The sequence below is a fragment of the Paenibacillus tabacirhizosphaerae genome (assembly GCF_040812395.1).
Lineage (GTDB): Bacteria > Bacillota > Bacilli > Paenibacillales > NBRC-103111 > Paenibacillus_E.
This window is the reverse complement of sequence record NZ_JBFNXH010000012.1, coordinates 23,268-49,690: the sequence shown is the minus strand read 5'-3', so window position 1 is coordinate 49,690 and position 26,423 is coordinate 23,268. Positions and strand designations below refer to the sequence as shown.

The following is a 26,423-nucleotide window of genomic DNA, read 5'->3' as shown; positions in this document are numbered from 1 at the left end:
AATGCCTCCTCAAACGGATACCTTTTTTTGAAGCAAACGTGCGCTGAGCCACAGCGAAAAGCCGCAGATCAACAACCCCAGAACAACGAACATGCCGAGAATTTCGCTAGGGTAGAAATAGTTCCGGAGCCAGTTCTCTGTCAGGGCCAATGGAGAAATGATTACAGCACCAGCTGCGCAGACGTAAACAACGCCGGCGATAATCCCTTTGACGCGATAACTGCGTTCCAGCAAGATCGCTGTAAAGATGACAAGCAAACCCATAATTCCAGCCCCGTAATAGAGGATGAATTGAACGAAATACCGGGGAGCGAGCAAATTCAGGTAAGGGTGATTTCTGATGATTTGCGAGAACTGATACGCTTTTCTGAGATCTTCAGGGATGATCGATTGAAAGATGAGGGCTTGCAGCGGGATCAGGAGCAACTGAACCGCAACAAGTCCGAGCACAAATAAAAGAATCGAAACCGCTTTGGCCAAATAGATCTGCATCCGCGGCACAGGAAGCATGAACAGCCGGTAGGCGAACGTATTTTTACCGAACCATTCGCGATACCAAGTCAGAAACACATACAGCACCAAAATACCAGCGCATAAGGCGATTGGGCCTACAAACCAAAGGGATTGCTGGGTGTAATTATCGAAATTAGCCAGAGGCGTCATTTTCGTCACAGCGGCTATCGCGACCGATTCTCTCTCCATGATTTGGCGGACCGAGGCCATATAATTATTGGCAAATAACGAAACGCCAGCCATTTGAAATAGTGCCGTGATTAGCAGCAGCACGGCGTAAAACTTGCCAAACCGATTGATCTCCCATTGGAGAAGCTTTAGGTAACTTTTCATGCTTGATACACCTCTCTCATGACATCCACGACGGATTTGCCTTCTTGCAGCCTTACATCCTCCACATTGAATTGCCTTTGCACCCGTCCGGAATCCAGCAGCACGACCTGATCAATCAGATGCTCGATATCATGAATCTCATGTGTCGTGATAATAACCCCGCGATCCTCGATCAGATGAGAGGTGAAAACTTTGGTAATTTGCTCCCTGCTGAAAATGTCGATACCGGAAAAAGGTTCATCCATAAGCACGTAGTCGGCATCCAGGGACAAGCCAAGCAATAAATTCGCTTTGGCGGCATTTCCTTTGGACAGTTCGCCTATACGATCCTCAGCTTTCAGCTTAAAGAAGCTTAACAGTTCCACGGCACGTTGTGAGTTCCAGTTGCTATAGAAATCCTGCATAAACTGCATGCAGTCTTGAATGCGCATCGAGACCGGCATGGTCAGCGTATCCGGAATAAAGACAACTTTCTCATATAGCGGCTTGCCAATCGGCTTGCCGTCGATTCGAATTTCGCCGCCCGATATCGGGGTGAGTCCCATGATCGCTTTCATGACGGTGGACTTACCCACGCCGTTGATCCCGACGAGGCAAGTAATTTGCCCTTTTTCCGCGGTGAACGAGACCTCGTCCAGTACGCGCTTTCTTCCATATTTTTTGGTCACTTGCTTGACTTCAATCATACAGGCACGCTCCTCCTATTCTTTCGCTTGTTCCGCCTCATACTTTTCTTTGACGATGTGCAGCAGCTCGTCTACGGGCACGGCGATTTTCTTCACAGAATCCACGAAGACATGAACGGCCTCCTGAATAAGTTCTTCTCTGATTGACTTTAGGACACGTTCGTCCGTTGTAATGCGGCTAGGGGAATTACCCTCGGTCGTGATCAATCGTTGTTCCTCCATTTCCTTGTAAGCGCGTTGTGCCGTATTCGGGTTAATCTGCATCAATCCGGCTAGTTCCCTGCGAGAAGGAATCACTTGTCCGGCCACCATGTTGCCGGTTGCAATTTCTTCCTTGAAATGCCGAATAACTTGCAAATATACCGGATCACGGTTGTTATACGTCACGTTCATCGGCCCATCTCCTGATTTAATGATTTGTTCTACCTTTTTCATTCTTCTCTAAAGTGTGTGTACTAAGTAGTTCATACACTATGTGTGTACTATATACCTAATACACTAAATGTGTCAATAGCTTCCATCGATTTTTCGTTAAATCTAATCGCAGGGGGTTGGGAGATTAAGCATAGAAAAAGGCCAACCAGCAATGTCTGGTTGACCTGAAAATACGATGTTTCATGCGCTGGCTTTACACGCGTTTCGCGGAAATGTAATGGCTTGTCCAGTAAGAGCTGTTAAGGTCTGAGACGATGACCCCTTTGTTCGGTAAGTTGTTGATGAACTTGCCGTTACCCATATAAATGCCAACGTGGTTGACTTGACCTGGCGTACTAACGCTAAAGAAAACGAGGTCACCAGGTTGCAGTTGGCTTTTCGGAATGGAAGTGCCTACTTGCGATTGCGCTTTCGATCCCCAAGGTATGGACTTTCCATTAAGCTTAAATATGTATTGCGTGAAAGAGGAACAGTCCATAATGAGATGCTGGACATCTCTAGCCCCGAAGACATAGGTTACTTTGCCTTGGAAGGACTGAGCGGTACTTATGATTTTGCTGGCAGTGGATGAATCTGGAACTGGTTGCGGGTTAGGATTGGGTGCAGGATTATTTTGGTTAACCGTTACATATGAACGGGACACATAACCTTGTTTGCCGTTGTAATCAACCAGTACCCAGTAATTATTTGCGGCTTCTACCGGGAGAATGGTTCCGGCTTTAACAAATCCTAAGATCGGAGCGCTCGTGCTTTGATCCGCACGGAAGTTCACCCCTTTGTTTACCGTAGCTGTTGCTACAGGTGCTGCATAGGCAGAAGTGGAAAATCCAGCAAACATCGAGAGAGCTAGGCTTAAAGAGACGACAGTCGATTTGCCAAGGTGTAGTTTCTTGAGTTTCATCGTTGATTTCCTCCTTATGGATCGCGGTATGTGATGTTCAACCTGTCTTTACTTTAGCACAGATGAAATCTCCTAAAATTTACCGATCGAGGCGGAAAGTCAAGCCAGACCTAGAAAAAACAGACTTTATGAGAAGTTCGTTAAAAATGGGTGAGAAATAATTCCTTGACAGGTAAATTGAACGAAGTGTGGCATAAAAAGCGTTTGCATAGGCTTGTCCAGCTGTTCCCAAACCAGTCCATTTAGCAGGAAGTGGCTGCTATGTGGAAGGTTTATGACCGGATATTCACAGGGGTATGAAGGGGGACGAGCGCCGCAAGTTCGAGCACATCGTCATTATACATGCGAATGCAGCCGTGAGAAGTTTGTCTGCCGACGGACGAGGGGTCATTGGTGCCATGAATGCCGTAATGAGGCTTGCTTAATCCCATCCAAAATGCTCCGTAAGGACCCCCTGGATTAGGTTCTTTATTAATAATATAAAAATTGCCTGTCGGCGTTTTGGTCACCATCTTGCCTATCCCGACAGGGAAACCGCGGACAACGCGATTGTTATCCAATAGATACAACATGAAATCAGTCAGATCGACAATGATGCGATATTTTGGCACAGGAGCCTCACCTCAATGTATACTATGTGCATTTACGAAAAGGTGCAGGGGCATATGTCTTGTGTTATCACTCATGTGAGCAATGATGTGTCCTGTGTTATACTACAACAGAACTACCTGTATCTGGAAAGGAAAAATCGAATGAATAAGCCTCGAATTGTAGTTATAGGAAGCTTAAATATGGATATCGTCGTGGAAGCGCCGCGGTTTCCGCGCGTTGGTGAAACACTGTCAGGCGATCGAGTCCATTTCATACCAGGAGGTAAGGGCGCGAACCAGGCGGTTGCTGCTGCAAGGCTGGGAGGCCAAACGACGATGATCGGGTCTGTTGGAGACGATATGTTCGGGCAATCGCTGATTGAATCGCTTCAGAAGGATGCCATTTCCACCGATTATGTGAAGCGCATTGCCGGAGCGTCAACAGGTGTCGCGGCGATCACGCTAGCTGAATCTGACAACCAGATTGTGGTTGTCCCGGGCGCGAACGCTTCTTGTTTGCCAGAACACATCCTTGCTTTGGAGAGTGTCATCGCCAATCATGACATCGTGCTCGTCCAGTTGGAAATTCCGCTTGAAACGGTAGCGGCTGCGTGCGAAAGAGCTAAGAAATTGGGGAAGACGGTGATATTAAATCCAGCGCCTGCACGTAAACTGCCGGAGTCACTGCTGAATTGCGTAGATTACATAACACCGAACCGGCTTGAGTTAACGGCGCTTACAGGAATTGACGCCAGCGGTGATCGTCTGCAAGTGGCGATGGAAGCGCTGCTCGGCATGGGGCCGGGATGTGTCATCACGACACTCGGCGAGGAAGGCTCGGCTTGTTTGCGCAAAGACGGAGAGCTTATGTTTGTTCCGGCTCACCGCGTTTCCGTTGTCGATACAACGGGGGCCGGGGATGCCTATAATGGGGGACTTGCCTATGCGCTGGCATCGGGCAGTTCGTTGTCTGAAGCGATCTTTTTCGCTAGTAAGGTATCGGCGATAGCCGTTACAAAGTTTGGAGCGCAAGCCGGCATGCCGACTTGCGATGAGGTGGAATTGCTTTGAGGCGGCATCATGACATACATCCTGTGCATTTTCCCGCGAATGGATCCATGCAATGAGGAACTGCTGCCGAGGGCGCTTCTCTTGGCGCTCTTCGACGTGGTCATTCCGCCGCTGTTTTTCGCTATCGGTGTGCTGGAGGTTGGTGGCGGAATGGCAACGATCCCGAGCGCAGCTGAAGAATGGCCGATGGCTGTTGTGATGCCGTATTAAAGGGGAGGGAAGCCGATGAAAGTTTCCGCGATCGTGCTTGATTTAGACGGAACACTGCTTGATTCCAATAAACATATCTCGGAACGAAATATGAACGCTATTGATAAAATGCTTCATCAGAATGTGAGAATCATCTTTGCCACGGCTCGTCCACCTAGGGCGGTCAAGTCATTATTGCCGGAAAACCTTTTGCTGGCAGGATCATTTGTCTATTACAATGGTGCGCAAGTGTCTTGTCGTTTATCAGGATTGGACACCCATGAAGCTGTAGAAGCAGCTTTGTCCGCAGAGGTCATCGATTTCCTCCTGAACATGAACCCAGATATTGAGCTAGGCGTGGAAGTTAGGGATGAATGGTTTAGTCTGAATGAAATTGATTATACGGTTAGAATGAATGTCAAAGGCAATCCAATTGTCAAATCTGTAGAGACGCTCAAAACATACGATGCGAGCAAAATTCTTGTTACAGGTCTTCATCATCATGAACAACTGAAGGAGCGATTTGCTTCTCGTTTGCACATCTTACTTACCGATCATGGGGAATTGGTGCAAATTTCATCGTTGAAGGCTTCTAAGGAAAGAGCGGTAAGTGAATTATGCCAAGCTCTCCGTATATCATTGGATGAAGTCATTGTATTTGGCGATGACTATAATGATTTGGGGTTATTCAAGATCTGCGGCTGGTCAGTTGCTATGGGAAATGCAATCGATGAATTGAAATGGCTCGCCAGCGAGGTAACGGATTCAAACGATGAGGACGGCGTTGCAAAGGTACTGGAACGCTACCGGTAGACCCGACTTTTACCCAGCCTTGAGTGAAGTCAGATTTTTGACAGAGCGCATATGTCGTCAGTTATGTGTGTGACGAGCTCGCAGAGCGGAGAGATTCCGTACGCATCGTGTGGTACGAGCATGTGACAGGTGGACGAAGGAGGAAGTGTCACAGGCTGTTTGGATCACTCGATACCGCCTCGATCTGCGATAGATCGTCTTTTTACGCAGGTGAGCGGAACGTAGATGCTTTATAAGGCGGTATTCTCGGTTGTAGGAACATTTCGCGGAACTACCGTGCGTTATGAGCAGAGAATGCTGGGTTTCAGGCACGTTTTCGCTCATTTAACGCACCCTAGTTCCTCTTCAGGGGGAGAAAAGGAACGCTGCCGTGGAATAAGGCAGCGTAGTTCCGTGGATATCGCTGTGCACGGAGAATAGGCGGTCCGGATTTAAAATTGCCGAAGCACACAGGTATCGACAAGGGACATAAAAAAGGAAATGTGGTCATCACGGTGGAACACGGCAACCGAAACTAACATAGCATTTCATTCATGGGCTTCGAAGAAACGTTATGCATGTAAGCCTCAAACAGCCCTCACCTCGAAGCTCTATTCAAAAACAATTAATATTCTGAAAAAAACATTGACAATAGGGTGAGTTGATTCTATGATTAAACCAATAGATGAAACGTTACACCAATTAATTTGATGAATTAGAAAATGTGAATTTTAAGAAAATAACAGTTTTATATGATTATTGATGAAACGTTACATCAACGAAGGAGAAATCATGAGCAGAATTACAATAAGAGACGTGGCAAGGATGGCGAATGTATCGGTAACGACGGTCTCTAATGTGCTGAACAAAACGGGACGGACCTCACCGGACACCATACGCAAGGTGGAGCAGGTGATGGAGGAGCTTCAATTTTTCGCCAGTGCTTCAGCGCGTAATCTTAGGGACAAGAAATCCCATCTCATCGGCGTTATCGTTCCTTTTCTAGAGAAGGGAAGATTGAAGGATAACCCCTTCTATTGGCAGCTGCTCTCAGCCATCGAAGAAGGGACGCGCAATCATCAATTCCATATTATTTTGTTCGGGGCAAACGATAACGAATCGTTTTCATTTGTTCATGAGCGTCATATGGACGGTCTAATTGTGATAGGAACCTTCGATGATTCTCCAGTGCTTGAGCGGTTATTACAGCTGAATGTGCCTTGTGTCTTCATGGACAGCTACTTATCTGACCCGAAGCTTGCACAGGTGAACGTTGACGATCAGGCGGGAGGACAGCTTGGCACAAAGCATCTCCTGGGTCAAGGACACCGAAGAATAGCTATTTTATCAGGCGTCCTGCAGAGCACAGGGGTGAGTTATGAGCGCTGGCTCGGATACCGGCGTGCTTTGGAGGAAGCTGGAATAAACTACGATCCGAGTTTGGTTCTTGAAGAGCCTGTATCACTTGAAGGAGGCTATCATGCCGGGCTCAGGGCAGGTACGCTGCCGCCGGAAGATCGATTCAGTGCGGTATTCGCTTTCTCGGATGTAGGCGCGATCGGATTCATCAAAGCGATGTATGACCTGGGGATTAGTGTACCCGATCAGATATCGGTTGTAGGATTCGATGATATTTTCTTGAGTCCGTATATACCGGTCTCAATTACTACGGTGAAGCAGGATTTGGTTGAGAAGGGCCAAGCTGCTGTGAACATGCTGCTAAGTCAAATCCAGGGAGAACCTATAGAGAATTGCAAGATTGTACTCCCGGTAAGTCTTAGTGTAAGGAACAGCACCAAAGCGTTATAATCGCTACGGTCCACATGAATGGTCAGGAAGCAACCCATGAGGGTAATATATGCGCTTCAAGCTAAAGACGAAAGGATGAATAGAGTATGGGTCGCAAAAAAATGGTTACGTTTACAGTATTATTAGCTTTCGCCGTTTCGGGTTGTTCACAGACTGCCAATCCCGGGATTACCATGGAGCCTAGTCCTAAATCAGGCAGCGAGGCCACCAAAGGAACCGCTGCAGCATACCCGGCCGGTCTGAAACCGGAGCAGGGCGCTGAGTTGAAGGTTTGGGAGGGAGCGGGTGTCAACGGACAATGGATCAAGTATGTGACGGCGGAATTTACCAAGAAATATAATATTCCCGTCAAAATTGAGGTTGTCGAGAACGGGGACGCTCCGAAGAAGCTCCAGACGGATGGCCCGGCCGGACTAGCCGCAGACGTATTTGTCGCGCCGCATGACCATTTGGGCAATATGGCATCCGCAGGCTTGATCCTGCCAAATGATGAGTTTAAGGATCTGTTGAAGAATGATTTTATGGACAGTGCATTGAAAGGGGTTACACTCGGAAATACCTTGTACGGTTTCCCTACCGGTGTTGAGACATATGCGCTTTACTACAATAAAAAGCTCGTGCCTGAGCCGCCGAAGACCTTTGATGAGCTGATTGAAATAGCTGGCAAAATCAATAACCCAGCGCAGAAAACCTATGGACTAATGTGGGAGATGGGTAATCTGTATTATGACAGCGCCTTCATCCAAGGCTTTGGAGGGTATGTATTCGGCAAGAACGGCAGCGATGTGCAGGACATTGGCCTTAATAACGAAGCTTCTGTGCAAGCGCTTGATTATATAAGGAAAATTAAGACCGTAGTTCCATTCAAGAAAGAGGATGTCTCTTACGATATTAAAGAAGGACTATTTAAGGAAGGGAAGCTCGCTTTCAATATCAACGGTCAGGCGGGTGCAGCATCGCTCAAAGGAGCTGTCGACTTCGGTATCGTTCCGCTGCCTAAGCTGCCGAACGGTCAGACACCGAAGAGCTTTCTCGGCGTTCGGGCATTATATGTCAATTCTTATACGAAGTATCCTCAGGCGGCGAAGCTGCTCGCATATTTCGCTTCCTCGAAAGAGATGTTGGCCAAGCGTTTCGAGATTTCAGGACAGCTGCCTCCGAGAAACGATCTAATGAACGATCCTGCCATTACCCAAGCTCCTTACGCAGCTCCATTCTTGCAGCAGGCAGCCTCGGCTGTAGCTATGCCGTCCGTACCGCAAATGGTTAATGTATGGGGACCAATGGGGACTGCTGTGACGCAAGCCTGGAATAAAGGCGGAGATAGCAAACTGTTGCTCGACGAGGCAGTAAAGCAAATTCGCGAATCCATTTTAGTTAATAAATAGCTTTTGTGCAATCGTTTGCGTCAATTAATGGGATTATGTCGGCTGATTTGTCGTGTAATTCCCAGATCGGAGGGATTCATCATTGCGTACTCGTTCTAAGGCGGCAACCTTGTCACTGCTCAGCATGGGCATTGGACAGCTTTACAACAAACAGTGGATGAAAGGGCTACTCTTGCTGCTGGCGGAAGGGGGAGGGCTGGCAGCTCTCCCGGAGTGGAAGAAAGGTCTGCTCATGTTGATATATCTCGGAGAGCAGCCTTCGCGCCTGGTTGATGGTAATTTCGTGCCGGGAGACCATTCCATTTTTATGATGGTTCAAGGGCTTTTGACTGTATTCGCATTCCTGCTCTTCGCAGCGCTGTATGGTTGGAATGTCCGAGATGCCTATCGGATTGGTAAATTGAGGGAGAGCGGAGCCCGTGCTCCGCGATTCGCAGAGAGCTTGAAGAGACTAGGTGAGGAAGGCTATCCCTTCATTCTGATGTCGCCGGCGTTTTTGCTTACTTTGCTGTTTACCATCCTGCCGATTGTTTTCGGTGTTCTGATCGCATTTACAAACTATTCAGGCCCGAATCATCTGCCTCCGCGGCATTTAGTCGATTGGGTAGGTCTGCAAACGTTCAAGGATTTACTTACGCTCGGCAATTGGAGCGGCACATTTGTGAAAGTAGGCTTGTGGACGGTGGTGTGGGCCGTTCTAGCCACGGTGAGCACCTTTTTCTTTGGCTTATTCGTTGCTGTCTTGGTGCAGTACCCAACGGTTCGCTACAAGAAGCTGTGGAGGACGATCTTCATTGTGCCCTATGCGGTGCCCGGCTTTGTCTCGATTCTGATTATGCGCAATTTCTTCAATGGCTCCTTCGGCCCGCTGAACCAATACCTTAAGGCAGTCGGACTCCCGGCCATGGAATGGCTGTCCGATCCCAATCTAGCAAAGGTCACGGTACTGTTGGTCAACTTGTGGCTCGCGTTCCCTTATTTCATGTTTATGATGACGGGGGTTATGAGCGGAATTTCCAAGGATCTGTACGAAGCTGCCGAAGTGGACGGCGCAAGCCGCGCTTTGCAATTTTTCAGCATTACCCTGCCTATGGTGCTTTATAGTACGGCACCGCTGCTGATTATGAATTTTGCGTTCAATTTCACCAACTTTAATCTGATTTATTTGCTGACGGAAGGCAATCCGGTTAATAATGTGCTGAAATTTGCCGGTGAAACGGATATTCTGCTTTCATGGATCTTTAAGCTGACGCTTGAGCAAAATCAGTTCAATTTGGCTTCTGCTGTATCTATTCTGGTATTTATTGTGATCGCAACATTCTCTGTCATCCAATTCAGGTTTACGAAAGCGCAAAAAGAGAGGGATCTCGTCCAATGAAATCGATGCGGCAGGAAAGTAAAGCGATTACCGCACTCATCTACCTATTTTTGCTTGTGCTGTCCGTCATTTGTTTGTTTCCCGTCCTGTGGATTGTCATGGCCTCGTTCAATACGGGAGATGCCTTGTACAGCTCCAGTCTAATTCCGAAACAACTGACATTCAAGCACTATCAGTATCTGTTTGAAAATACGAATTATGGCCTCTGGTTCTGGAATACCTTCAAAATCGCTTGCATGAACATGGCTGCTTCCCTAATTGTGGTCACAGCAGCGGCTTATGCGGTATCCCGCTTTCGTTTTGCCGGCAGGGACGGTGTGCTGACTACTCTTTTGGTGCTGCAAATGTTCCCCTCCTTCATGGCGATGATTTCCGTATACATTCTTCTGCTACAGGCAGGTATGCTGGATACGCATCTCGGGTTGGTACTTGTCTACGTTGCTGGCGGTACGCCCGTCGGGATCTGGCTTGTTAAAGGGTATATGGATGGAATTCCCAAGAGTCTGGAAGAAACCGCGAGGATCGACGGCGCAAATCATACAACGGTATTTGTTCGCATCATCGCACCGCTCTGTGTACCTATACTTACATTCGTATCCCTTACGAGCTTTATAGCGCCATGGATGGATTTCATACTCCCTCGGCTGCTGCTCCGTTCAAGCGAGAAGAAGACACTTGCAATCGGATTATTTGAGATGGTCATGGACAAGTCACAGATGCTGTTTACGACTTTCGCAGCGGGTTCGGTGCTTGTGGCCATTCCGATCACACTGCTGTTCTTCTTCCTGCAGCGGTACGTGATTGACGGTTTGACGGCAGGCGCTTCCAAGGGTTGATTTTTAACAATTAGAAGGGATGAGGGTGTATGCAGCAAGCAGCTATTACGCATCGGTCAGCTCTGCCATTCCGGTATGCAATTGATGACCATACAGTTCGGATTCGCCTGAAAGCGGCATGTAGCGATCTAACGGGTTGCACCTTGCTGTATGGTGATAAATTTAACTGGGGCAGTCGCCGAAAAATCCATATGCGCGTTATCGCTTCTGACGGGCAGCACGATTACTGGCAGGCGGATGTTGCGCCGGAAGACCTTCGGCTCTGTTATGCCTTTTACCTTGAATCAGGGAATGAGGGGCTGTGGTATACGGAGATGGGATTCTCCGCAGTTCATTCGGAGGAGGCGCATCCGCTGCATTATTTCGAATTTCCATTCCTGCATGCCAAGGAACGCATTGTCCCTCCGGCATGGGCGTGCGAAGCCGTGATCTATCAAGTATTTCCCGATCGGTATCATAATGGGGATCCCGGTAATGATCCTCCTAATACGGCTGCATGGCATTCGGAGCCTACTCATCGGAATACATTTGGCGGGGACCTTCAAGGGATTATCGATAAACTGGATCATATCCAAGCAGTTGGCGCCAATGTCTTGTATCTGACCCCAATATTCGAATCTCCCAGCTCCCATAAGTATGATACCAGCAACTATTATCGGATAGATCCGGCCTTCGGGACGGCAGATACGCTTAAGGCTTTGGTGGATCGATGTCACAGTAGAGGCATTCGAGTTGTGCTGGATGCGGTGTTCAATCATAGTGGAAACGGCTTTGCTCCATTTGTGGAGGCGAAGGAAAAAGGCGCTGCTTCTCCGTATTATGGCTGGTTTCATTTTATTGATCCGCAGTCTGAAGTCGGGAATCCGCTGTCCTATCGCGCCTTCGGCTTCGAACCGAATATGCCGAAGCTGAACACGGGTCATCCTATGGCAGCTAATTATTTGATCGAAGCTGCTCTTTATTGGACGAAGGAAGCGGGAATTGACGGCTGGAGACTGGATGTAGCGAACGAAGTGGACCACGAATTCTGGCGAGCTTTTAGAAGGCGATTAAAGGCTGTCCGTCCAGACATTTGGATGATTGGCGAGGTATGGCATGATGCGCTTCCCTGGCTCGGAGGAGATCAATTCGATTCGGTTATGAACTATCCGTTGCGTACGCTGGCGCTGGATTTTTTCGTCAACCGCCAAATCGACAAATCATCATTCACCAAGGCGCTGATCCGGCTGTTGATGCAGTATCCGGACCCGATTAATGCGAATCTGTTCAACATGCTTGGGAGCCACGATACAGCCAGGCTGATTACGGAATGCAATGGCTGTAAGGATGTCTTAAAGAGGCTGCTCGTGTTTCAATATACATTTCCGGGGGTTCCGAGTATCTACTACGGCGATGAAATTGGAATGGCAGGGGGAGGGGACCCGGAGTGCCGCAGAACCATGGTCTGGGACATGGACGTCTGGGATGCCGACATCCTTCAACATGTTCAGAAGCTGGCCGCTATACGAAAGCATGAAAAGGCGCTGCACAATGCTGTTATACGTTTTGTAGAAACACAATCGGAGGATCTGCTCTTCTACATAAGGCATATGGATGATACGGCGGTTCTAGTTGTCATGAATCTGTCCGACAGTATAACGGTTGAGGAATTTTCACTTTCTCGTTCAGGTATGACATTCGCTCCGGGGACCTATCAAGACTGGCTGACCGGAAGGGGGGTGAGTGCTGAGCACTGTTTAATCAAACTGTGCCTACCGCCAGGAGAAAGTGTCGTCGTGCCAATGAGGTCGGAATGAATCGTAAGGAATGGAAGTAGGGTACCCAAAAATTGTTGAAACAAGAAGGGATGTTCATTGATGAAACGTTACATCAGTAAAAAGTTCTTAGTTACAGTAACCGCATCACTTACTCTGACATTTTCTTTTAGTTCTGCTATTATCACTCCCACTGCTCACGCTCTGACAGCATCGGGAGCACTTGGTCCAGTTACACCAAAAGACACGGTTTACCAGATCATCACAGACCGTTTCGTTGACGGGGATACTACGAACAATAAACCCGCAGGCTTTGATCCAACGTTGTTCAACGATTCAAACGGAGACGGGCGAGGCGATGGCGCCGACCTGAAATTATTTCAGGGAGGAGACTGGCAGGGCATTATTAACAAAATTCAATACCTGAAAGATATGGGTGTTACCGCAGTGTGGATTTCGGCCCCTTATGAGAATCGGGATACCGTCATTGAGGATCAGCAGGCTAATGGCTCTATAAATCGGTGGACCAGCTTTCACGGATACCATGTCCGGAATTATTTTGCGACTAACAAGCATTTTGGGACTTTGCAGCAGTTCGAAGGGCTTCGGGATGCTCTACATGCGAATGGGATGAAGCTGGTTATTGATTTCGTTACCAACCACACGAGCCGCTGGCAAAATCCGACTAAAAACTTCATACCGGAGGACGGCAAACTCTACGAGCCTGATAAGAATGCAAGCGGACAGTATGTATTCAATACTGCCGGCGAACCGATTGATGCGAACGGCGATGGTAAAGTGGAGAACCTGCTGGCAGACCCGCACAACGATACGCTGGGATTTTTCCATGGCATCGGAGACCGGGGCACTGACACCAGCAAGTTTGGCTTCAGGCATAAGGATTTGGGATCACTTGCCGATTTCTCTCACGAAAATGCTGCGGTTGTCGAACATTTGGAAAAAGCGGCGGCATTCTGGAAGTCAAAAGGCATTGACGGGTTCCGCCACGATGCCACCCTGCATATGGGGCCGGCTTTTGCAAAAGGGTTAAAAGATGCAGTGGATTCCGCAGCAGGTGGCCCTGTATCTCACTTTGGTGAATTCTTTATTGGAAGACCTGATCCGAAGTACGATGAATACCGTACATTTCCTGATCGTACCGGAATCAACAATTTGGATTTTGAGTATTACCGCGCAGCGACGAATGCTTTCGGCAACTTCTCGGAGACGATGGCGAATTTCGGGACTATGCTGACGAAAACAAGCAATGACTATGTGTATGAAAACCAAGCTGTCACCTTCCTTGACAACCATGATGTTACGCGTTTCCGCTTCATCCAGCCGAATAATAAACCCTACCATGCGGCAATCGCGGCATTACTGACAAGCAGAGGAACGCCGAATATTTACTATGGGACGGAGCAATATGTCAATCCGGTGGATTCTAGCGACATCGCAGGCCGAGTGTTCATGGAAAAGTCTTCGACCTTCGACCAGACGACAACAGCTTATCAGCTCATCAAGAAGCTGTCTGAGCTGAGAAAGACGAATGACGCCATTGCGTATGGCGAGACGGAAGTGCTTTATAGCTCCAACGATGTGCTGGTGTATAAAAGACAGTTCTTCGACAAACAGGTTATCGTTGCGATCAATAGGCAGCCTGACCTGCCTTCCACAGTCCCGGCTTTGACTACGACACTTCCAGTAGGAACTTATACGGATGTGCTTACCGGACTCTTGGGTGGAAGCTCGGCTACTGTTACAAATGTATCGGGCACAAATAATATACCAAGCTTTACACTGAATGGCGGGCAAGTAAATGTATGGTCTTATAATCCTGCTTCAAATACACAGAATCCGAGAATCGGCGACGTTGTGTCCACGATGGGCCGGCCAGGCAATCAAGTCTATATTTATGGTACGGGCCTAAGCGGAAATGTAACTGTTAAGTTCGGAACTACAGTGACAGCTGTCACTTATAATTCCGATACGATGATCGAAGCGACCGTTCCTGCTGTCAGCGGTGGGACCCAGAATATTACAGTAACCAAAGGCGCGACAGTTAGCAATGGATTCTTATATGAAGTTCTCTCTGATGATCAGGTACAAGTCATTCTCAAGGTAAACGCCCCGACCAGTTATGGCCAGAATATTCATGTTGTCGGCAGCATTCCGGAACTGGGGAATTGGAATGCAAGTAAATCAAGCGAAGCGTTCATGAATCCGAATTATCCAGAATGGTTCCTGCCAGTTAGCGTGCCAAAGGGGGTCACCTTCCAATACAAATTTATCAAGAAAGACAGTGTTGGTAACGTAATTTGGGAGGGTGGAACGAATCGTTCGTTCACTGCGCCGTCAAGTGCTACAGGAACAGCGAGTACATCTGTACTAACCTGGCAGCCATAATATTTCGCAGCGGTCAGGAACGGTGCTAATAAGGGAACGGTATTAATCCTTGTTTCGAACGAAGGATGGTTGAGCAGAAGTCTATGCTCAATCATTCTTTTTATTTTTTAAAGTTTGGGCTATGAGTGGGAGGAGCGAATCGGTGGTGTATACAATACCTCTACCGTGTGCAAAATAATGGCAATCGATTTACATGAAGCGAGACCCTTAGGAGGAATGAAATGCTAGGAAGAGATGCTATTCACGGAGGGATTGTTGTTCTGCTTTCATCACTCATCGTTCTGGCCATTTCGGATACTGTTTATGCGGAAACGTCGACGATGCTGAAGCCATCGAATGATTTTTACGCGCATCAAAGTCGTGTTGCAACGCAACCGGACACAGTCGATCCGCCTAGTTGCGACAACGCCCTGAGATCAACTGCGGCCATTCAAGAAGCGATGAAAAGCGCAGAACCAGGCACCGAAATCACCATTGCCCCGGGCACCTATATGGGGGATCGATCGGCAAGCGGAGATCCAAGCCATCAAGGCTTGTTTTATGCGGACAAAAGCGGTTCGGCTTCGAACCCCATCGTTCTCAAAAGCTGCGATGCAACTAAACCGGCTGTGTTCACAGGAAACGCGGTAAATGACGGTTCTTATGGCATTCATTTGACAGGTGACTATTGGCAAATCCGCGACATCGAAATGAATACGGCGCAAAAGGGGATTGTCATCGATCATGGCAATTATAATGTGCTGAACCATGTGATCGTGCACAATATTGGGGATGAAGGCGTGCATTTTCGGGATGGCAGCTCTTTTAACACGCTAGCGTATTCGAAAATATACAACACGGGGAGATATCAAGCGGGCTTCGGTGAAGGGGTTTATGTCGGTTCGGATTCTCATGCGAAATTCGAGCACGTTGTGTCAGGCAACGTTATCAGCCATACCCTATTCGATGGCGGTATTACAGCTGAACATATCGATGTAAAAGAGGGAGCCGACCATACGTTAATCGAGTATAATACGTTCAATGGAACCGGAATCAGCGGTGCTAACAGTGCAGACAGCTTCGTGGATATTAAGGGCGTAAACACGATTACCCGTTACAATCAAGGCTACCGTAATGGTAACCCGAGAGTGCTGGATGCTTTCCAGGTACGAACGCACGGAACAGCCTATGCGACAGGAAAAAACAATTCATTTGATCATAACACCGTGAATTTGGATCGATCGCCTGGATATGTGGTGTTTGCAACGAAGTTGGCTACAGGAACAACGGCACATGACGATGTTCGCATAGGCGGCGGCAATTTGTACAACCAATATGTGAATAAATAGCTAATTCATGTAAGGGGAAGGGCTCGCTTGACTGGGGCTCTTCTTTTTTTGTTCCTTTCCGTGAGTGTCGACACGCAGGGCGTTCGTATGCCATTATGGTTAAACAAGCATAGTTAAGAGGGGGCAGCGAGGATGAACGATGGACAATCCGTCGCCATGGTAACAGGCGCTTCGAGCGGTTTTGGTTTGTTGACGTCGATTGCGTTGGCAAAAAAGGGATATCGGGTTATAGCGACGATGCGCGATACGGGCAAAAGCGGACGTTTGCTTGAGCTCGCTGAAGAAGCGGGCGTTCGCTCCGCCATTGACGTCGTGCAAGTCGATGTAACGCTGCATGAAACGGTTGAAGCAGCGATTTCCTATACCATTGATAGGTATGGACGCATAGATGTATTAATTAACAATGCTGGCTTTGCGACCGGCGGCTACGTGGAAGATGTGTCGATGGAAGCGTGGAGAGCGCAGTTGGAGACGAACGTGTTTGGCGTCATCAGTGCAACGAAAGCGGTGCTCCCGCACATGCGGCGGCAAGGGTCAGGATGCATTGTGAATGTAAGCAGCGTAAGTGGATTGTCTGCATATCCGGGCTATGCGCCTTACAGCACTTCGAAATTCGCCGTCGAAGGTTTCTCCGAATCGCTTCGGCTGGAGATGAAGCCCTACGGTGTGCGGGTCGTCCTCGTCGAGCCGGGCGCTTATCGGACGGAGATTTGGCGCAAAGGCTTCGATGCCATTCATACATCGGATGCGTCGCCGTATGGGAACACATTCAATAAAATTCTCCGTTATTCCAAGCAGGCGGCGAGCTCCGCACCGGATCCACAGGAAGTGGCGGACAAAATTGCACGCATTGTCGTAACAGCGAGCCCGAAGCTGCGTTATCCATTGGGACGCGGGGTCAGGCTGGGGGTATGGGGGAGAAGCGCCCTGCCATGGACATGGTATGAGGCTATATTGCTGCGATTGTTAAGATAAGGGCGATCGCAGCTATTTGCCTCATACCAACGCGCGTGTTGAAGCTCGGATGATCAGTTCGGACGGGAGAATGGTTTTCTGGGGCTTCGGGACGCGCTCATTTTCAATCCGCTCAATGAGCGAGTTATGTGGACCCGGCGTTAAAGTGAATCCACAGCATTTCCCAAGGCTCCTACCGCTCGGTGAAATACGAAAACATAATTTCATTAAGGGAAGCAATAGTATTATATTCATATAGTTTCCCAAAAGTAATTTATGCAGTATACTTGGAAAAATAGCACAAATCTTACTGAGGAGGATGCTCGAATGAATGTGTTAGAACCCATTCGTCTAAATAAAGGATTGCCAGGTGAACCCTGTCCGATCGGCAAAGCGATCGATATCATTGGAACGAAATGGACCTTTCTCATTATCCGGGATCTGCTTATTGATGGCACACTGCGATTCAGCGATCTATTGAAATCGATGGACGGCATCTCTCCGAAGACGCTTTCGCTGCGATTAAGAGAGCTGGAGGATCAAGGGATCGTCACTCGCAAAGTATATCCGGAGGTCCCGCCGCGCGTGGAATATACAATTACAGAAAAGGGCAAAAAACTTGAAGGCATCTTCATTGAATTGAAACGATTCGGGCTCACCTTGTAAAAAGAGAAGACCAACCCCCGTTTGAAAAGGGAGGTTGGTCTTTTTTGTCAGGAAGCCTATGTCGTCAGGTATGTGTGTGTGAAGAACTCGCTGAGCGGAGGGATTCCGCATGCATCGTGTGGTACGAGCTTTTGACATGATGGACGTGGAAGATCCGTATGTGCCACAGGGGTTTTGCCACAGCGGTTTGGATCACCCCATACCGCCTCGACTGCGATAGATCGTCTTTTTGCACGAGTGAGCGGAACGTAGGTGCGTTAAGAGGGGGGATTTTCGGTTGTAGGGACATTTCGCGGAACTACCGTACCTTATGAGCAGGAAATGCTGGGTTGTAGGCACGTTTTCGCACATTTAACGCACCCTAGTTCCGCTTCAGGGGGAGAAAAGGGACGTTACCTTGGAATAAGGCACCGTAGTTCCGTCGAAATCGCTGTGCATAGTGATTTGGCGGTCCGGCAGTACCTCCTTCGTTCTCATGCGATGATGCGGAGGCGAAATGTACCCGGAATCTTGCAGGGGTTCTCATGTATATGAATACCGGATGGAAGGCAGCACAAGTAGAACAGAGGGAATGGGTAGGGGATGGAAAAGCGATAGCGGTTGGCTCAGATGTATGGGTTTAGATAAGGACCAGATGCACGGCCTCAGGTTTTTCTTACTTTAATACCGCAAGCAATTCGCCTGAATTTCCAACTGGAATAAGAAGAACAGCGGAACTACGTTACACGTAATGGGATGTCGACGATGGAGAATCGCAACAAGCCGGAATACCAGCAGATCGTTGTGAGTTCCATCTAACCGGATTCTTTCCAATACAGCACCAAAAGTAACATTATTGTAACTATATGAAAATAATATCACTACTTCCCAAACGGAATTTATGGAGCTACACTATGTTCAGCAAGGGAATCCAAATTAATCTGGAGGTAGTGAAGATGAGCATGAACACGTTACAAGATCAGAGAGTTGTTATCATAGGCGGCAGTTCAGGCATCGGTTTTGAAACAGCGAAACAACTGGTGGAGCAAGGAGCGGAGGTGATCATAGCTAGCCGGTCTGAGGATAAGCTGCATAAAGCCAAAGCGGAATTAGGCGCTAGCACGCAGGCTTTCCTGCTAGATGTAACGCAGGAACATCAAGTTCAATCATTTTTTGAGCAAATGGGGTCATTCGATCATCTGGTGGTAAGCGCAGCGGAGACAACGGGGGGTTCCTTCCTTGAAACAGAAACGGAGAAGGCCAGAAGCTTGTTTGATAATAAATTTTGGGGTCAGTACTATGCGGTTAAATACGGAGCGCCCCATCTAACTCCGCACGGCTCGATTACGTTATTCTCTGGAGTAGTCGCATATAAATCGATGATCGGCTCGTCTACGTTAGGCGCAGTGAACGCTGCGGTTTCCAATCTGGGTCAAACCTTGGCGCTGGAGCTGGCTCCACTCCGAGTTAACGTCGTTTCACCGGGGATTATTGATACGCCTTCACGCAGTAAAATGCCGGAAGAAGCGCGTAATCAATTTTACGGGACGGTAGCGGCTAAATTGCCGGTCAAACGCGTAGGGAAAGCTGCCGATGTTGCGCAAAGCGTGCTCTATCTGATCCAAAATGGTTTTGTCACCGGTACTGTACTTCACGTCGAAGGCGGACACATTCTCGTTTAAGGTGCAAAAAATGCCAATTCGTTCCCTTAACGGAACGGATTGGCGTTTTTTTGCACCGCAGCATCCCGATGCGGCTGCTCCGATGGTTGTGCCGTTTTTGTTCTTGTAGCGGTATTTTGTGACAGTCGTGATGGCCGGTTCCTTAAAAGGGTAAAGGTTTAGTGAAGCAAGGACAGCATAGTCCCGCCTGCGGCGGAGAAAATGACGACGACCCAGGGCGGCAGCTTCCAGAGCATCATAAGCGCGAAAGCAGCCAGAGCAAGGCAGAAGTCAAGCGAAGAATGAATGGCGCTTGTCCAAACCGGATGAAACAAAGCGGCTACCAATAGGCCAACGACGGCTGCGTTAATGCCTTGAAGCGCTGCTTGCGCATGCGGCCGGCGACGGATAGCGCCCCACAACGGCAAGGAGCCAGCAACGAGCAGATAAGAAGGTAAAAACATCGCAATTAAAGCGATCAATGCCCCTTGCCAACCGTTAGCAACGGCTCCAAGGAACGCTGAGAAGGTAAACAAGGGACCAGGTACAGCTTGCGCTGCGCCGTAGCCAGCGAGAAACTGGGCGTCTGTAACCCATCCGGCTGGCACGACTTCAGCCTGCAGCAGGGGCAACACAACATGGCCGCCCCCGAAAACAAGCGAGCCGACACGGAAGAAGCTGTCGAACATCGCCAGCCAAGGGACAGGGAAAGCTTGTCTAAGAAGGGGAAGTCCCAACAGGAGCATGAATAAAATAGCCCACGAAGTTAGTGCGACTCGTTTACCAAGGTTTATGCGGCTCTCGGCAGGCAGCTTAGCCAGCTCAGCCTTGTCGGCACTCGTCGGCAGGAAAAAACGGCCGAAACAGCCTGCGGCTGCGATAAGAAGAAACTGACCGTATGGAGTCGGCCATAACAGCGTGATGATGGCTGTCAGGATAGCGATTGTTCCTCGCGTGCGATCGGGAGCCAGCGTTCGTGCCATTCCCCAAACGGCCCCGGCTACTACAGCGACTGCTGCAATGATTAAGCCGTGCAGCCAGCCAGCCTCAGTGACATCGTAATGACGGATGAGAACGGCAAAGGCCATGAGCGCTGCTGCTGAAGGCAGCGTAAACCCCATCCATGAAGCAAGGCCGCCGAGCAGTCCGGCTCGCATCATGCCTATAGATATGCCAACCTGACTGCTTGCTGGGCCTGGAAGTAATTGGCATAGCGCAACGAGCTCGGCATAGGTTTTATCATCGAACCATTTTCTGCGATTGACATATTCGTCCCGGAAATACCCCAGATGCGCGATGGGCCCGCCAAATGAGGTGAGGCCTAACCTCAGAGATACGGCAAAGACCTCCCAGATGGAACCTTTTCTTTCTTCTGCTTGTCCAGCCATTGCCAGCCTCCTCCTCGAAATTTTCTTTTAGAATACCATAACCCCAATCACCTGTGCGTGTAGCAAATATAAATATTTAATCGTTGACAGATGCCTGTTCAACCACCTATAATCTAATTACAAGTAAATTCATCGGAATTATTTGAATAAAATCAACCAGTCAACTGGAGATGCAGCACCCTTACACGGGATGGTTGTGTCTCTTTTTATAATTTCGCGAAGGATGGGAGGCTTAACGATGAAAATTGAATGGACATTTACGGTGAATGAACCATGGACGCTAGACCGTGTTTTGAATTTTGTGACGATTGCGAACCGGTATACATGTAATATTTATGTCGGGAAAAGCGGTAGAATGCTGAACGCTAAAGGGTTATTAGGTATCGTATCTTTCAGTTTGTCGCTGGGCGATCACGGGGCGATAGTCCTTCAACTGGATGGCTCGGATGCCGAGGCAGCTTTCGAGCAGGTAGCGGTGTATCTGCAAACCACGAATGAGACTGTGCGCAGCCTCTATCCGAAAAGTTCATAATTGCAAGGCAAGTGGGAAAGGAAGTGACCGGCATGAATATCGAAAATATCGAAGCCTTCGTCTATGTGATACATTTTAACAGCTTTAATAAGGCGGCTGACGCATTATTCTTGTCTCAGCCGTCGGTAACCGCCCGCATTCAATCCTTGGAGAGAGAGCTCAATACGCTGCTTTTCGAACGGGAAGGCAGGAACTTCACACTAACGGAAAAAGGGAAGCAATTTCTTCCCTACGCGCAGCAGATTCTTCAAACGTTTAAAAAAGGAAAGCAGCAGCTTCAGAACTTATCTGCGGCACCGAACGAGCTGCGGATTGGCTGTACCATTTCGGTATCCAATTATGTAATTCCAGAGGTATTGCCGCTCATAAAAAAAAAGTACCGGCATCTGCAAATCAAGCTGAGTACGGCTCCTACTGAATCCATCTTGGAGAAGCTGCTCAACAAGGAGCTGGATATTGGCTTCGTCCGTAATGTGACGCACCCTCATGTGGATAGTACGGGGTATTATGAAGATCCGATTCGGCTCTTCGTCCATCCCCGTCACCCTTTCGCCGAAAGATCGGATATCTCGATCGAGGATGTCAGCCGGGAATCACTCGTCTTTTTCGAATGCGGGTCGCTCGATTGGATGAAAATTCATCGTTTGTTTGCAACTTTGGATCAGCCGCCGCAGATCGAATATCAAATCGACAATTTGGAAACGGCCAAAAAGCTTGTCGCCAAAGGATTGGGTGTTTCCTTTCTCCCCGAGCTATGCGTGCGCCAAGAAATCAAAGACGGACTTCTGGTGCCAATTACGATGCCTGCGCTAAACGGACTCTCCCTGAGGACGAGTTTAATTACACTGAAAGAAGCCAGTACGGATTTTGCCCGTATTTTCCTGGAGGCGGCTAAGGAAGTCGAACTGCGAACACATGCTTCATAGAAACATTCTATTTCTCGATAGAACATCTTTATACAAAATTGACCGCACATAGAGGCAATGATACATTGTTTGTAACCTTAATACCGACAAAACCAATTGGAATTATAGTTTATACAAAAGAAGCTACTTATTAGGAGGAGACAGCATGGCAATTAAATTAAGCTTGTTAGACCAAAGTCCGATCAATGAACATACTACAGCTGTAGAGGCGTTCCAGCAGACGCTGGAGTTGGCTCAGAAAGCGGAAACGCTCGGCTATCATCGTTTCTGGGTATCAGAGCATCACGACTCTGACGGTGTGGTAGGTTCGTCTCCGGAAGTGCTTATTTCCTATTTGCTCGCCAAAACGGAGCGCATTCGCATTGGCTCGGGAGGCGTTATGCTGCAGCACTACAGCCCCTTTAAAGTGGCGGAGAATTTCAACGTCTTAGCCTCGCTGGCTCCGGGACGCGTGGATCTCGGCATCGGAAGAGCGCCGGGCGGACTTCCAAGATCGACGAGAGCCCTTCAGCAGGAATCCGCAGGGCAAGGGGCTTCTTTAGAGGATAAGCTCATCCTGCTGGATCAATACATTCATGATACCCTCGATGCCGAGCATGAGCTGCATGGGATCAAAGCCGTTCCGGTTCCGGCGCAGCCGGCTGAACTATTTTTACTCGGCGGAGGGGGAACGAGCACGGCATTGGCAGCTAGATTAGGTATTCCTTACGTGTTCGCCCAGTTCATCAACGGAGACGAATCGGTCTCCAAGCAGGCGTTCGAAGCATATCGCGAGCAGTTCAAGCCGGTTAATGGTTCGAAACCGCAAGCTATACTTGCCGTTTCTGTTATTTTGACGGATACGGATGAAGAAGCGAAGGCACTTGCCGCTGATATCAAAAACGTGAAAGTTCATTTGGAAAGCGGCCGTACGCTTACGGTGAAAACAGTTGAGCAAGCCGAGGAATTCGGCAAGCAGTCCAATGAGAACTACACGGTGGAAGTGAAAGATGCGAACATCATTCATGGATCAAAGGAAACCGTAAGGGTGAAGCTGCTGGAGCTGCAAAAAGCATTCCAACTAGATGAAATTATAATTGTGATCGCATTGAAAGAATTCAAACAGCGCCTTCGCGCGATTGTTCTTTTACAGGAAGCATTTTCCGAATTGACCGTTTAATCATATACAGGGGAGGAATTACAATGACTCAAAAAAAACAATTAAAACTCGGAGCCATCATTCACGGAGTGGGCGGCAACATGTCTGGCTGGAGACATCCCGATGCCATCGTTGACGCAAGCGTCAATTTCCCGTACTACAAGCAGCAGGCCCAAAAAGCGGAAGCTGGCAAATTTGATTTGCTATTCATTGCGGACGGGTTGTTCATTAATGAGAAATCGATTCCTCACTTTCTGAACCGCTTCGAACCGATTACCATTCTTTCCGCGCTGGCGGCGGTTACTTCCAAAATCGGCCTTGTCGGTACGCTCTCTACGTCGTATAGCGAACCGTTTACGGTGGCACGGCAATTTGCGTCGCTCGACCATATCAGTAGTGGCCGGGCGGGCTGGAACGTTGTGACTTCGCCGCTTGAAGGCTCGGCGCTAAACTACAACAAGAAGCTGGAGGATCATCCTTCCCATCCGAAGCGGTACCGCATTGCCACTGAATATTTGCAGGTGGCGAAAGGCTTGTGGGATTCCTGGGAGGATGACGCGTTCGTTCGAAACAAGGAAACCGGGGTTTTCTTCGACCCGGAGAAACTGCATACACTGAATCACAAAGGCGAGTTTTTCTCCGTGCAGGGGCCGCTTAACATCGCCAGATCCAAGCAGGGACAGCCGGTCATTTTCCAAGCGGGGTCATCGGAAGACGGCAAAAACTTGGCCGCCAAGGAAGCGGACGCGATCTTCACGGGTCAACCGACGATTGAAGATGCGCAAAATTTCTATGCGGATGTGAAAAGCCGGGCAGCAGGTTTTGGCAGATCGCAAGATGACATTGTCATCCTGCCGGGTATCGGTCCGATTATCGGTCAGACGGAGGAAGAAGCGGAGCGGAAGTACCAGGAAGTAGCTAGCCTCGTAACAGTGAAAGAGGCGCTGGACTACTTGGGCCGATTTTTCGACCATCACGATTTCAGCCAATATGAGCTGGATGCGCCGTTCCCGGAGTTGGGCGATTTGGGCCAAAACAGCTTCCGCAGCACGACCGACCGCATTAAGCAGAATGCCAAAGAAAACGGCTTGACGCTGCGTCAGGTTGCGCTCCAGGCAGCGACACCTCGTCCGCTCTTTATCGGGACGCCGACGCAGGTGGCGGATCGGATTCAAGCTTGGTACGAAAATGGCGCAGCAGACGGATTCATCGTCGGTTCCGGAGTGCCGAATGGCTTGAATGACTTCGTGGATCTCGTCATTCCGATTTTGCAGGAACGCGGCATCTACCGTACAGAGTATGAATCGGATACGCTGCGCGGCAATCTGGGTCTGGCTATTCCGACGAACCGGTATGCGAAAGAAAAAGTAACGCATTGATGTTGAATTTAAACCAACTTTGACAATGGGGATAATGAGAGAAAGCGGGGGTAACGATGGCAAAGACGAGAACATTAAAGCTCGGAGCGAACATCCAAGGTGTCGGCAATAGTGTGTCAATCTGGAAGCATCCCGACGTTGCACCCGATGCGAGTGTGAGTCTGGACTATTACAAGCAGCAAGCGTTGAAGGCGGAATCGGGTCTGTTCGATTTTGCGTTCATCGCGGACGGTCTCTATATTAATGAGAAATCGAATCCGCATTTTTTAAACCGTTTCGAGCCTATCACGATTTTATCGGCGCTCGGAGCGGTCACCACGCATCTTGGCCTCGTTGCCACGCTTTCGACTTCGTACAGCGAGCCCTTCACCGTGGCTCGGCAATTCGCCTCATTAGACCATATTAGCGGCGGCCGGGCAGGTTGGAATGTTGTCACGTCGCCGCTGGAAGGATCAGCCAAAAATTTCGGCAAGGGCGAGCATCCTGAACATGGCGAGCGGTACCGGATCGCTCAAGAGTATGTTGAAATCGTTAAAGGTTTGTGGGATTCCTGGGAAGATGACGCATTTGTGCGGAACAAGGAAACGGGGGTTTTTTTCGATCCCGGCAAGCTGCACACTCTAAACCATAAGGGGGAATTTTTCTCCATTCAGGGGCCGCTCAATATTGCTCGTTCCCGCCAAGGCTATCCGGTTGTTTTTCAAGCGGGAACATCGAACTCAGGCAGGGAATTAGCAGCAAAAACGGCCGATGCCGTGTATACCGCGCATGACACGCTCGAAGAGGCGCAGCTCTTCTATTTAGATATTAAAAATCGCGCTGCGGCTAACGGCCGTAGTCCGGAAGAGATTCTCATTATTCCGGGCATTAATCCGATCATCGGAAAAACGATCGAAGAAGCGGAAGGCAAGTATGAAGAGATCGCGAATCTCGTCGCCATTGACGATGCGCTTGCTTACTTGGGCCGTTATTTCGAACATCACGATTTCAGTCAATACCCGCTGGATGCGCCGTTCCCTGACCTGGGCGATTTCGGCAGCAACAGTTTCCGGGGCACTACGGATAAAATTAAAGAGGAAGCAAAGACGCTGCAATTGACGCTTCGACAAGTGGCGCTCAGGGCATCGACACCAAGAAGCACATTTATTGGGACGCCGGAATCGATTGCCGATCTTGTGCAGCAATGGTTCGAAGGCGGGGCTGCGGACGGCTTTGTAATCCGCACTTCCGTGCCGCGCGCGCTCGACGATTTCGTCGATCTGGTGGTTCCAATTTTACAGGAGCGCGGCATTTATCGCACGACATATGAGACAGACACTTTGCGAGGCCATCTGGGCATTTCCGTTCCGGTGAATCGTTACGTGAAACAAACGGCTACGACATAGATAGGG

24 protein-coding genes are annotated in these 26,423 nt (G+C 48.9%); 18 read left to right on the top strand and 6 right to left on the bottom strand.

Features of this window, described 5'->3' with window-relative positions:
• Nucleotides 1-9 precede the first annotated feature (9 nt).
• The 5 genes from ABRS97_RS19705 to ABRS97_RS19680 form a co-directional block, all read right to left on the bottom strand.
• Nucleotides 10-846: a hypothetical protein gene (locus ABRS97_RS19705; RefSeq protein WP_367816777.1), complete on the bottom strand. Its 837-nt coding sequence runs from the start codon at nt 844-846 to the stop codon at nt 10-12.
• Nucleotides 843-1,532 carry an ABC transporter ATP-binding protein gene (locus tag ABRS97_RS19700; protein WP_367816775.1) on the bottom strand — a complete coding sequence of 230 codons (690 nt, stop codon included), beginning with the start codon at nt 1,530-1,532 and terminating at the stop codon, nt 843-845. Before ABRS97_RS19700 ends, ABRS97_RS19705 begins: the two co-directional genes overlap by 4 nt.
• 15 nt (nt 1,533-1,547) lie before the next feature.
• Nucleotides 1,548-1,925, bottom strand: a complete 378-nt coding sequence (locus ABRS97_RS19695) for a GntR family transcriptional regulator (protein WP_367816773.1) — start codon at nt 1,923-1,925, stop codon at nt 1,548-1,550.
• A gap of 235 nt (nt 1,926-2,160) precedes the next feature.
• Nucleotides 2,161-2,868 carry a C40 family peptidase gene (locus ABRS97_RS19690; RefSeq protein ID WP_483312480.1) on the bottom strand — a complete coding sequence of 236 codons (708 nt, stop codon included), beginning with the start codon at nt 2,866-2,868 and terminating at the stop codon, nt 2,161-2,163.
• 272 nt (nt 2,869-3,140) lie between these two features.
• Nucleotides 3,141-3,479, bottom strand: a complete 339-nt coding sequence (locus tag ABRS97_RS19680; protein WP_367816767.1) for a L,D-transpeptidase — start codon at nt 3,477-3,479, stop codon at nt 3,141-3,143.
• Nucleotides 3,480-3,620: 141 nt separating this feature from the next.
• Here ABRS97_RS19680 and rbsK point away from each other — a divergent pair, with 141 nt between their 5' ends.
• The 13 genes from rbsK (at nt 3,621) to ABRS97_RS19615 (ending at nt 19,690) form a co-directional block, all read left to right on the top strand.
• Entirely contained in the window at nt 3,621-4,529 is a 909-nt protein-coding gene (gene rbsK, locus ABRS97_RS19675; RefSeq protein WP_367816765.1) for a ribokinase, read from the top strand.
• Nucleotides 4,530-4,538: 9 nt separating this feature from the next.
• Entirely contained in the window at nt 4,539-4,739 is a 201-nt protein-coding gene (locus ABRS97_RS19670) for a hypothetical protein (protein WP_367816764.1), read from the top strand.
• 15 nt (nt 4,740-4,754) lie between these two features.
• Nucleotides 4,755-5,531, top strand: a complete 777-nt coding sequence (locus ABRS97_RS19665; RefSeq protein WP_367816762.1) for a Cof-type HAD-IIB family hydrolase — start codon at nt 4,755-4,757, stop codon at nt 5,529-5,531.
• A gap of 771 nt (nt 5,532-6,302) precedes the next feature.
• Nucleotides 6,303-7,319 carry a LacI family DNA-binding transcriptional regulator gene (locus ABRS97_RS19660; protein WP_367816761.1) on the top strand — a complete coding sequence of 339 codons (1,017 nt, stop codon included), beginning with the start codon at nt 6,303-6,305 and terminating at the stop codon, nt 7,317-7,319.
• A gap of 86 nt (nt 7,320-7,405) precedes the next feature.
• A complete protein-coding gene (locus tag ABRS97_RS19655) occupies nt 7,406-8,707 on the top strand; it encodes a sugar ABC transporter substrate-binding protein (protein WP_367816759.1) in 1,302 nt (433 codons plus the stop codon).
• An 82-nt stretch (nt 8,708-8,789) separates the two neighbouring features.
• Complete coding sequence (locus ABRS97_RS19650) at nt 8,790-10,085, top strand: carbohydrate ABC transporter permease (RefSeq protein WP_367816757.1); 1,296 nt, start codon at nt 8,790-8,792, stop codon at nt 10,083-10,085.
• Nucleotides 10,082-10,921, top strand: coding sequence for a sugar ABC transporter permease (locus ABRS97_RS19645; protein WP_367816755.1), 840 nt, complete (start codon nt 10,082-10,084; stop codon nt 10,919-10,921). The genes ABRS97_RS19650 and ABRS97_RS19645 overlap by 4 nt, the downstream gene beginning before the upstream one ends.
• 29 nt (nt 10,922-10,950) lie before the next feature.
• Nucleotides 10,951-12,717, top strand: coding sequence for a glycoside hydrolase family 13 protein (locus ABRS97_RS19640; RefSeq protein WP_367816754.1), 1,767 nt, complete (start codon nt 10,951-10,953; stop codon nt 12,715-12,717).
• Nucleotides 12,718-12,777: 60 nt separating this feature from the next.
• Nucleotides 12,778-15,081, top strand: coding sequence for an alpha-amylase family glycosyl hydrolase (locus ABRS97_RS19635; protein WP_367816752.1), 2,304 nt, complete (start codon nt 12,778-12,780; stop codon nt 15,079-15,081).
• Nucleotides 15,082-15,302: 221 nt separating this feature from the next.
• Nucleotides 15,303-16,409: a right-handed parallel beta-helix repeat-containing protein gene (locus tag ABRS97_RS19630; RefSeq protein ID WP_367816751.1), complete on the top strand. Its 1,107-nt coding sequence runs from the start codon at nt 15,303-15,305 to the stop codon at nt 16,407-16,409.
• A 132-nt stretch (nt 16,410-16,541) separates the two neighbouring features.
• The gene (locus ABRS97_RS19625; RefSeq protein ID WP_367816750.1) at nt 16,542-17,384 is read left to right on the top strand and encodes an SDR family oxidoreductase; all 843 of its coding nucleotides are present in this window, start codon (nt 16,542-16,544) and stop codon (nt 17,382-17,384) included.
• Between the two features lie 306 nt (nt 17,385-17,690).
• On the top strand, nt 17,691-18,029 hold the full coding sequence (locus ABRS97_RS19620) for a winged helix-turn-helix transcriptional regulator (protein WP_367816749.1): 339 nt from the start codon (nt 17,691-17,693) through the stop codon (nt 18,027-18,029).
• 941 nt (nt 18,030-18,970) lie between these two features.
• On the top strand, nt 18,971-19,690 hold the full coding sequence (locus tag ABRS97_RS19615) for an SDR family oxidoreductase (RefSeq protein WP_367816971.1): 720 nt from the start codon (nt 18,971-18,973) through the stop codon (nt 19,688-19,690).
• 158 nt (nt 19,691-19,848) lie between these two features.
• On the opposite strand, the gene ABRS97_RS19610 is transcribed toward ABRS97_RS19615, so the two are convergent.
• Nucleotides 19,849-21,057: a chromate transporter gene (locus tag ABRS97_RS19610; RefSeq protein WP_367816747.1), complete on the bottom strand. Its 1,209-nt coding sequence runs from the start codon at nt 21,055-21,057 to the stop codon at nt 19,849-19,851.
• Nucleotides 21,058-21,295: 238 nt separating this feature from the next.
• On the opposite strand from ABRS97_RS19610, the gene ABRS97_RS19605 reads away from it, so the two are divergent.
• The 5 genes from ABRS97_RS19605 to ABRS97_RS19585 all read left to right on the top strand — a co-directional run bounded on the left by ABRS97_RS19605 (nt 21,296) and on the right by ABRS97_RS19585 (nt 26,417).
• The gene (locus ABRS97_RS19605; RefSeq protein ID WP_367816746.1) at nt 21,296-21,589 is read left to right on the top strand and encodes an HPr family phosphocarrier protein; all 294 of its coding nucleotides are present in this window, start codon (nt 21,296-21,298) and stop codon (nt 21,587-21,589) included.
• A gap of 32 nt (nt 21,590-21,621) precedes the next feature.
• Nucleotides 21,622-22,515, top strand: coding sequence for a LysR family transcriptional regulator (locus ABRS97_RS19600; protein WP_367816744.1), 894 nt, complete (start codon nt 21,622-21,624; stop codon nt 22,513-22,515).
• A gap of 145 nt (nt 22,516-22,660) precedes the next feature.
• Entirely contained in the window at nt 22,661-23,674 is a 1,014-nt protein-coding gene (locus ABRS97_RS19595; protein ID WP_367816742.1) for an LLM class flavin-dependent oxidoreductase, read from the top strand.
• Nucleotides 23,675-23,697: 23 nt separating this feature from the next.
• Nucleotides 23,698-25,032: an LLM class flavin-dependent oxidoreductase gene (locus tag ABRS97_RS19590; protein WP_367816740.1), complete on the top strand. Its 1,335-nt coding sequence runs from the start codon at nt 23,698-23,700 to the stop codon at nt 25,030-25,032.
• A gap of 56 nt (nt 25,033-25,088) precedes the next feature.
• Complete coding sequence (locus ABRS97_RS19585; protein ID WP_367816738.1) at nt 25,089-26,417, top strand: LLM class flavin-dependent oxidoreductase; 1,329 nt, start codon at nt 25,089-25,091, stop codon at nt 26,415-26,417.
• Nucleotides 26,418-26,423 lie beyond the last annotated feature (6 nt).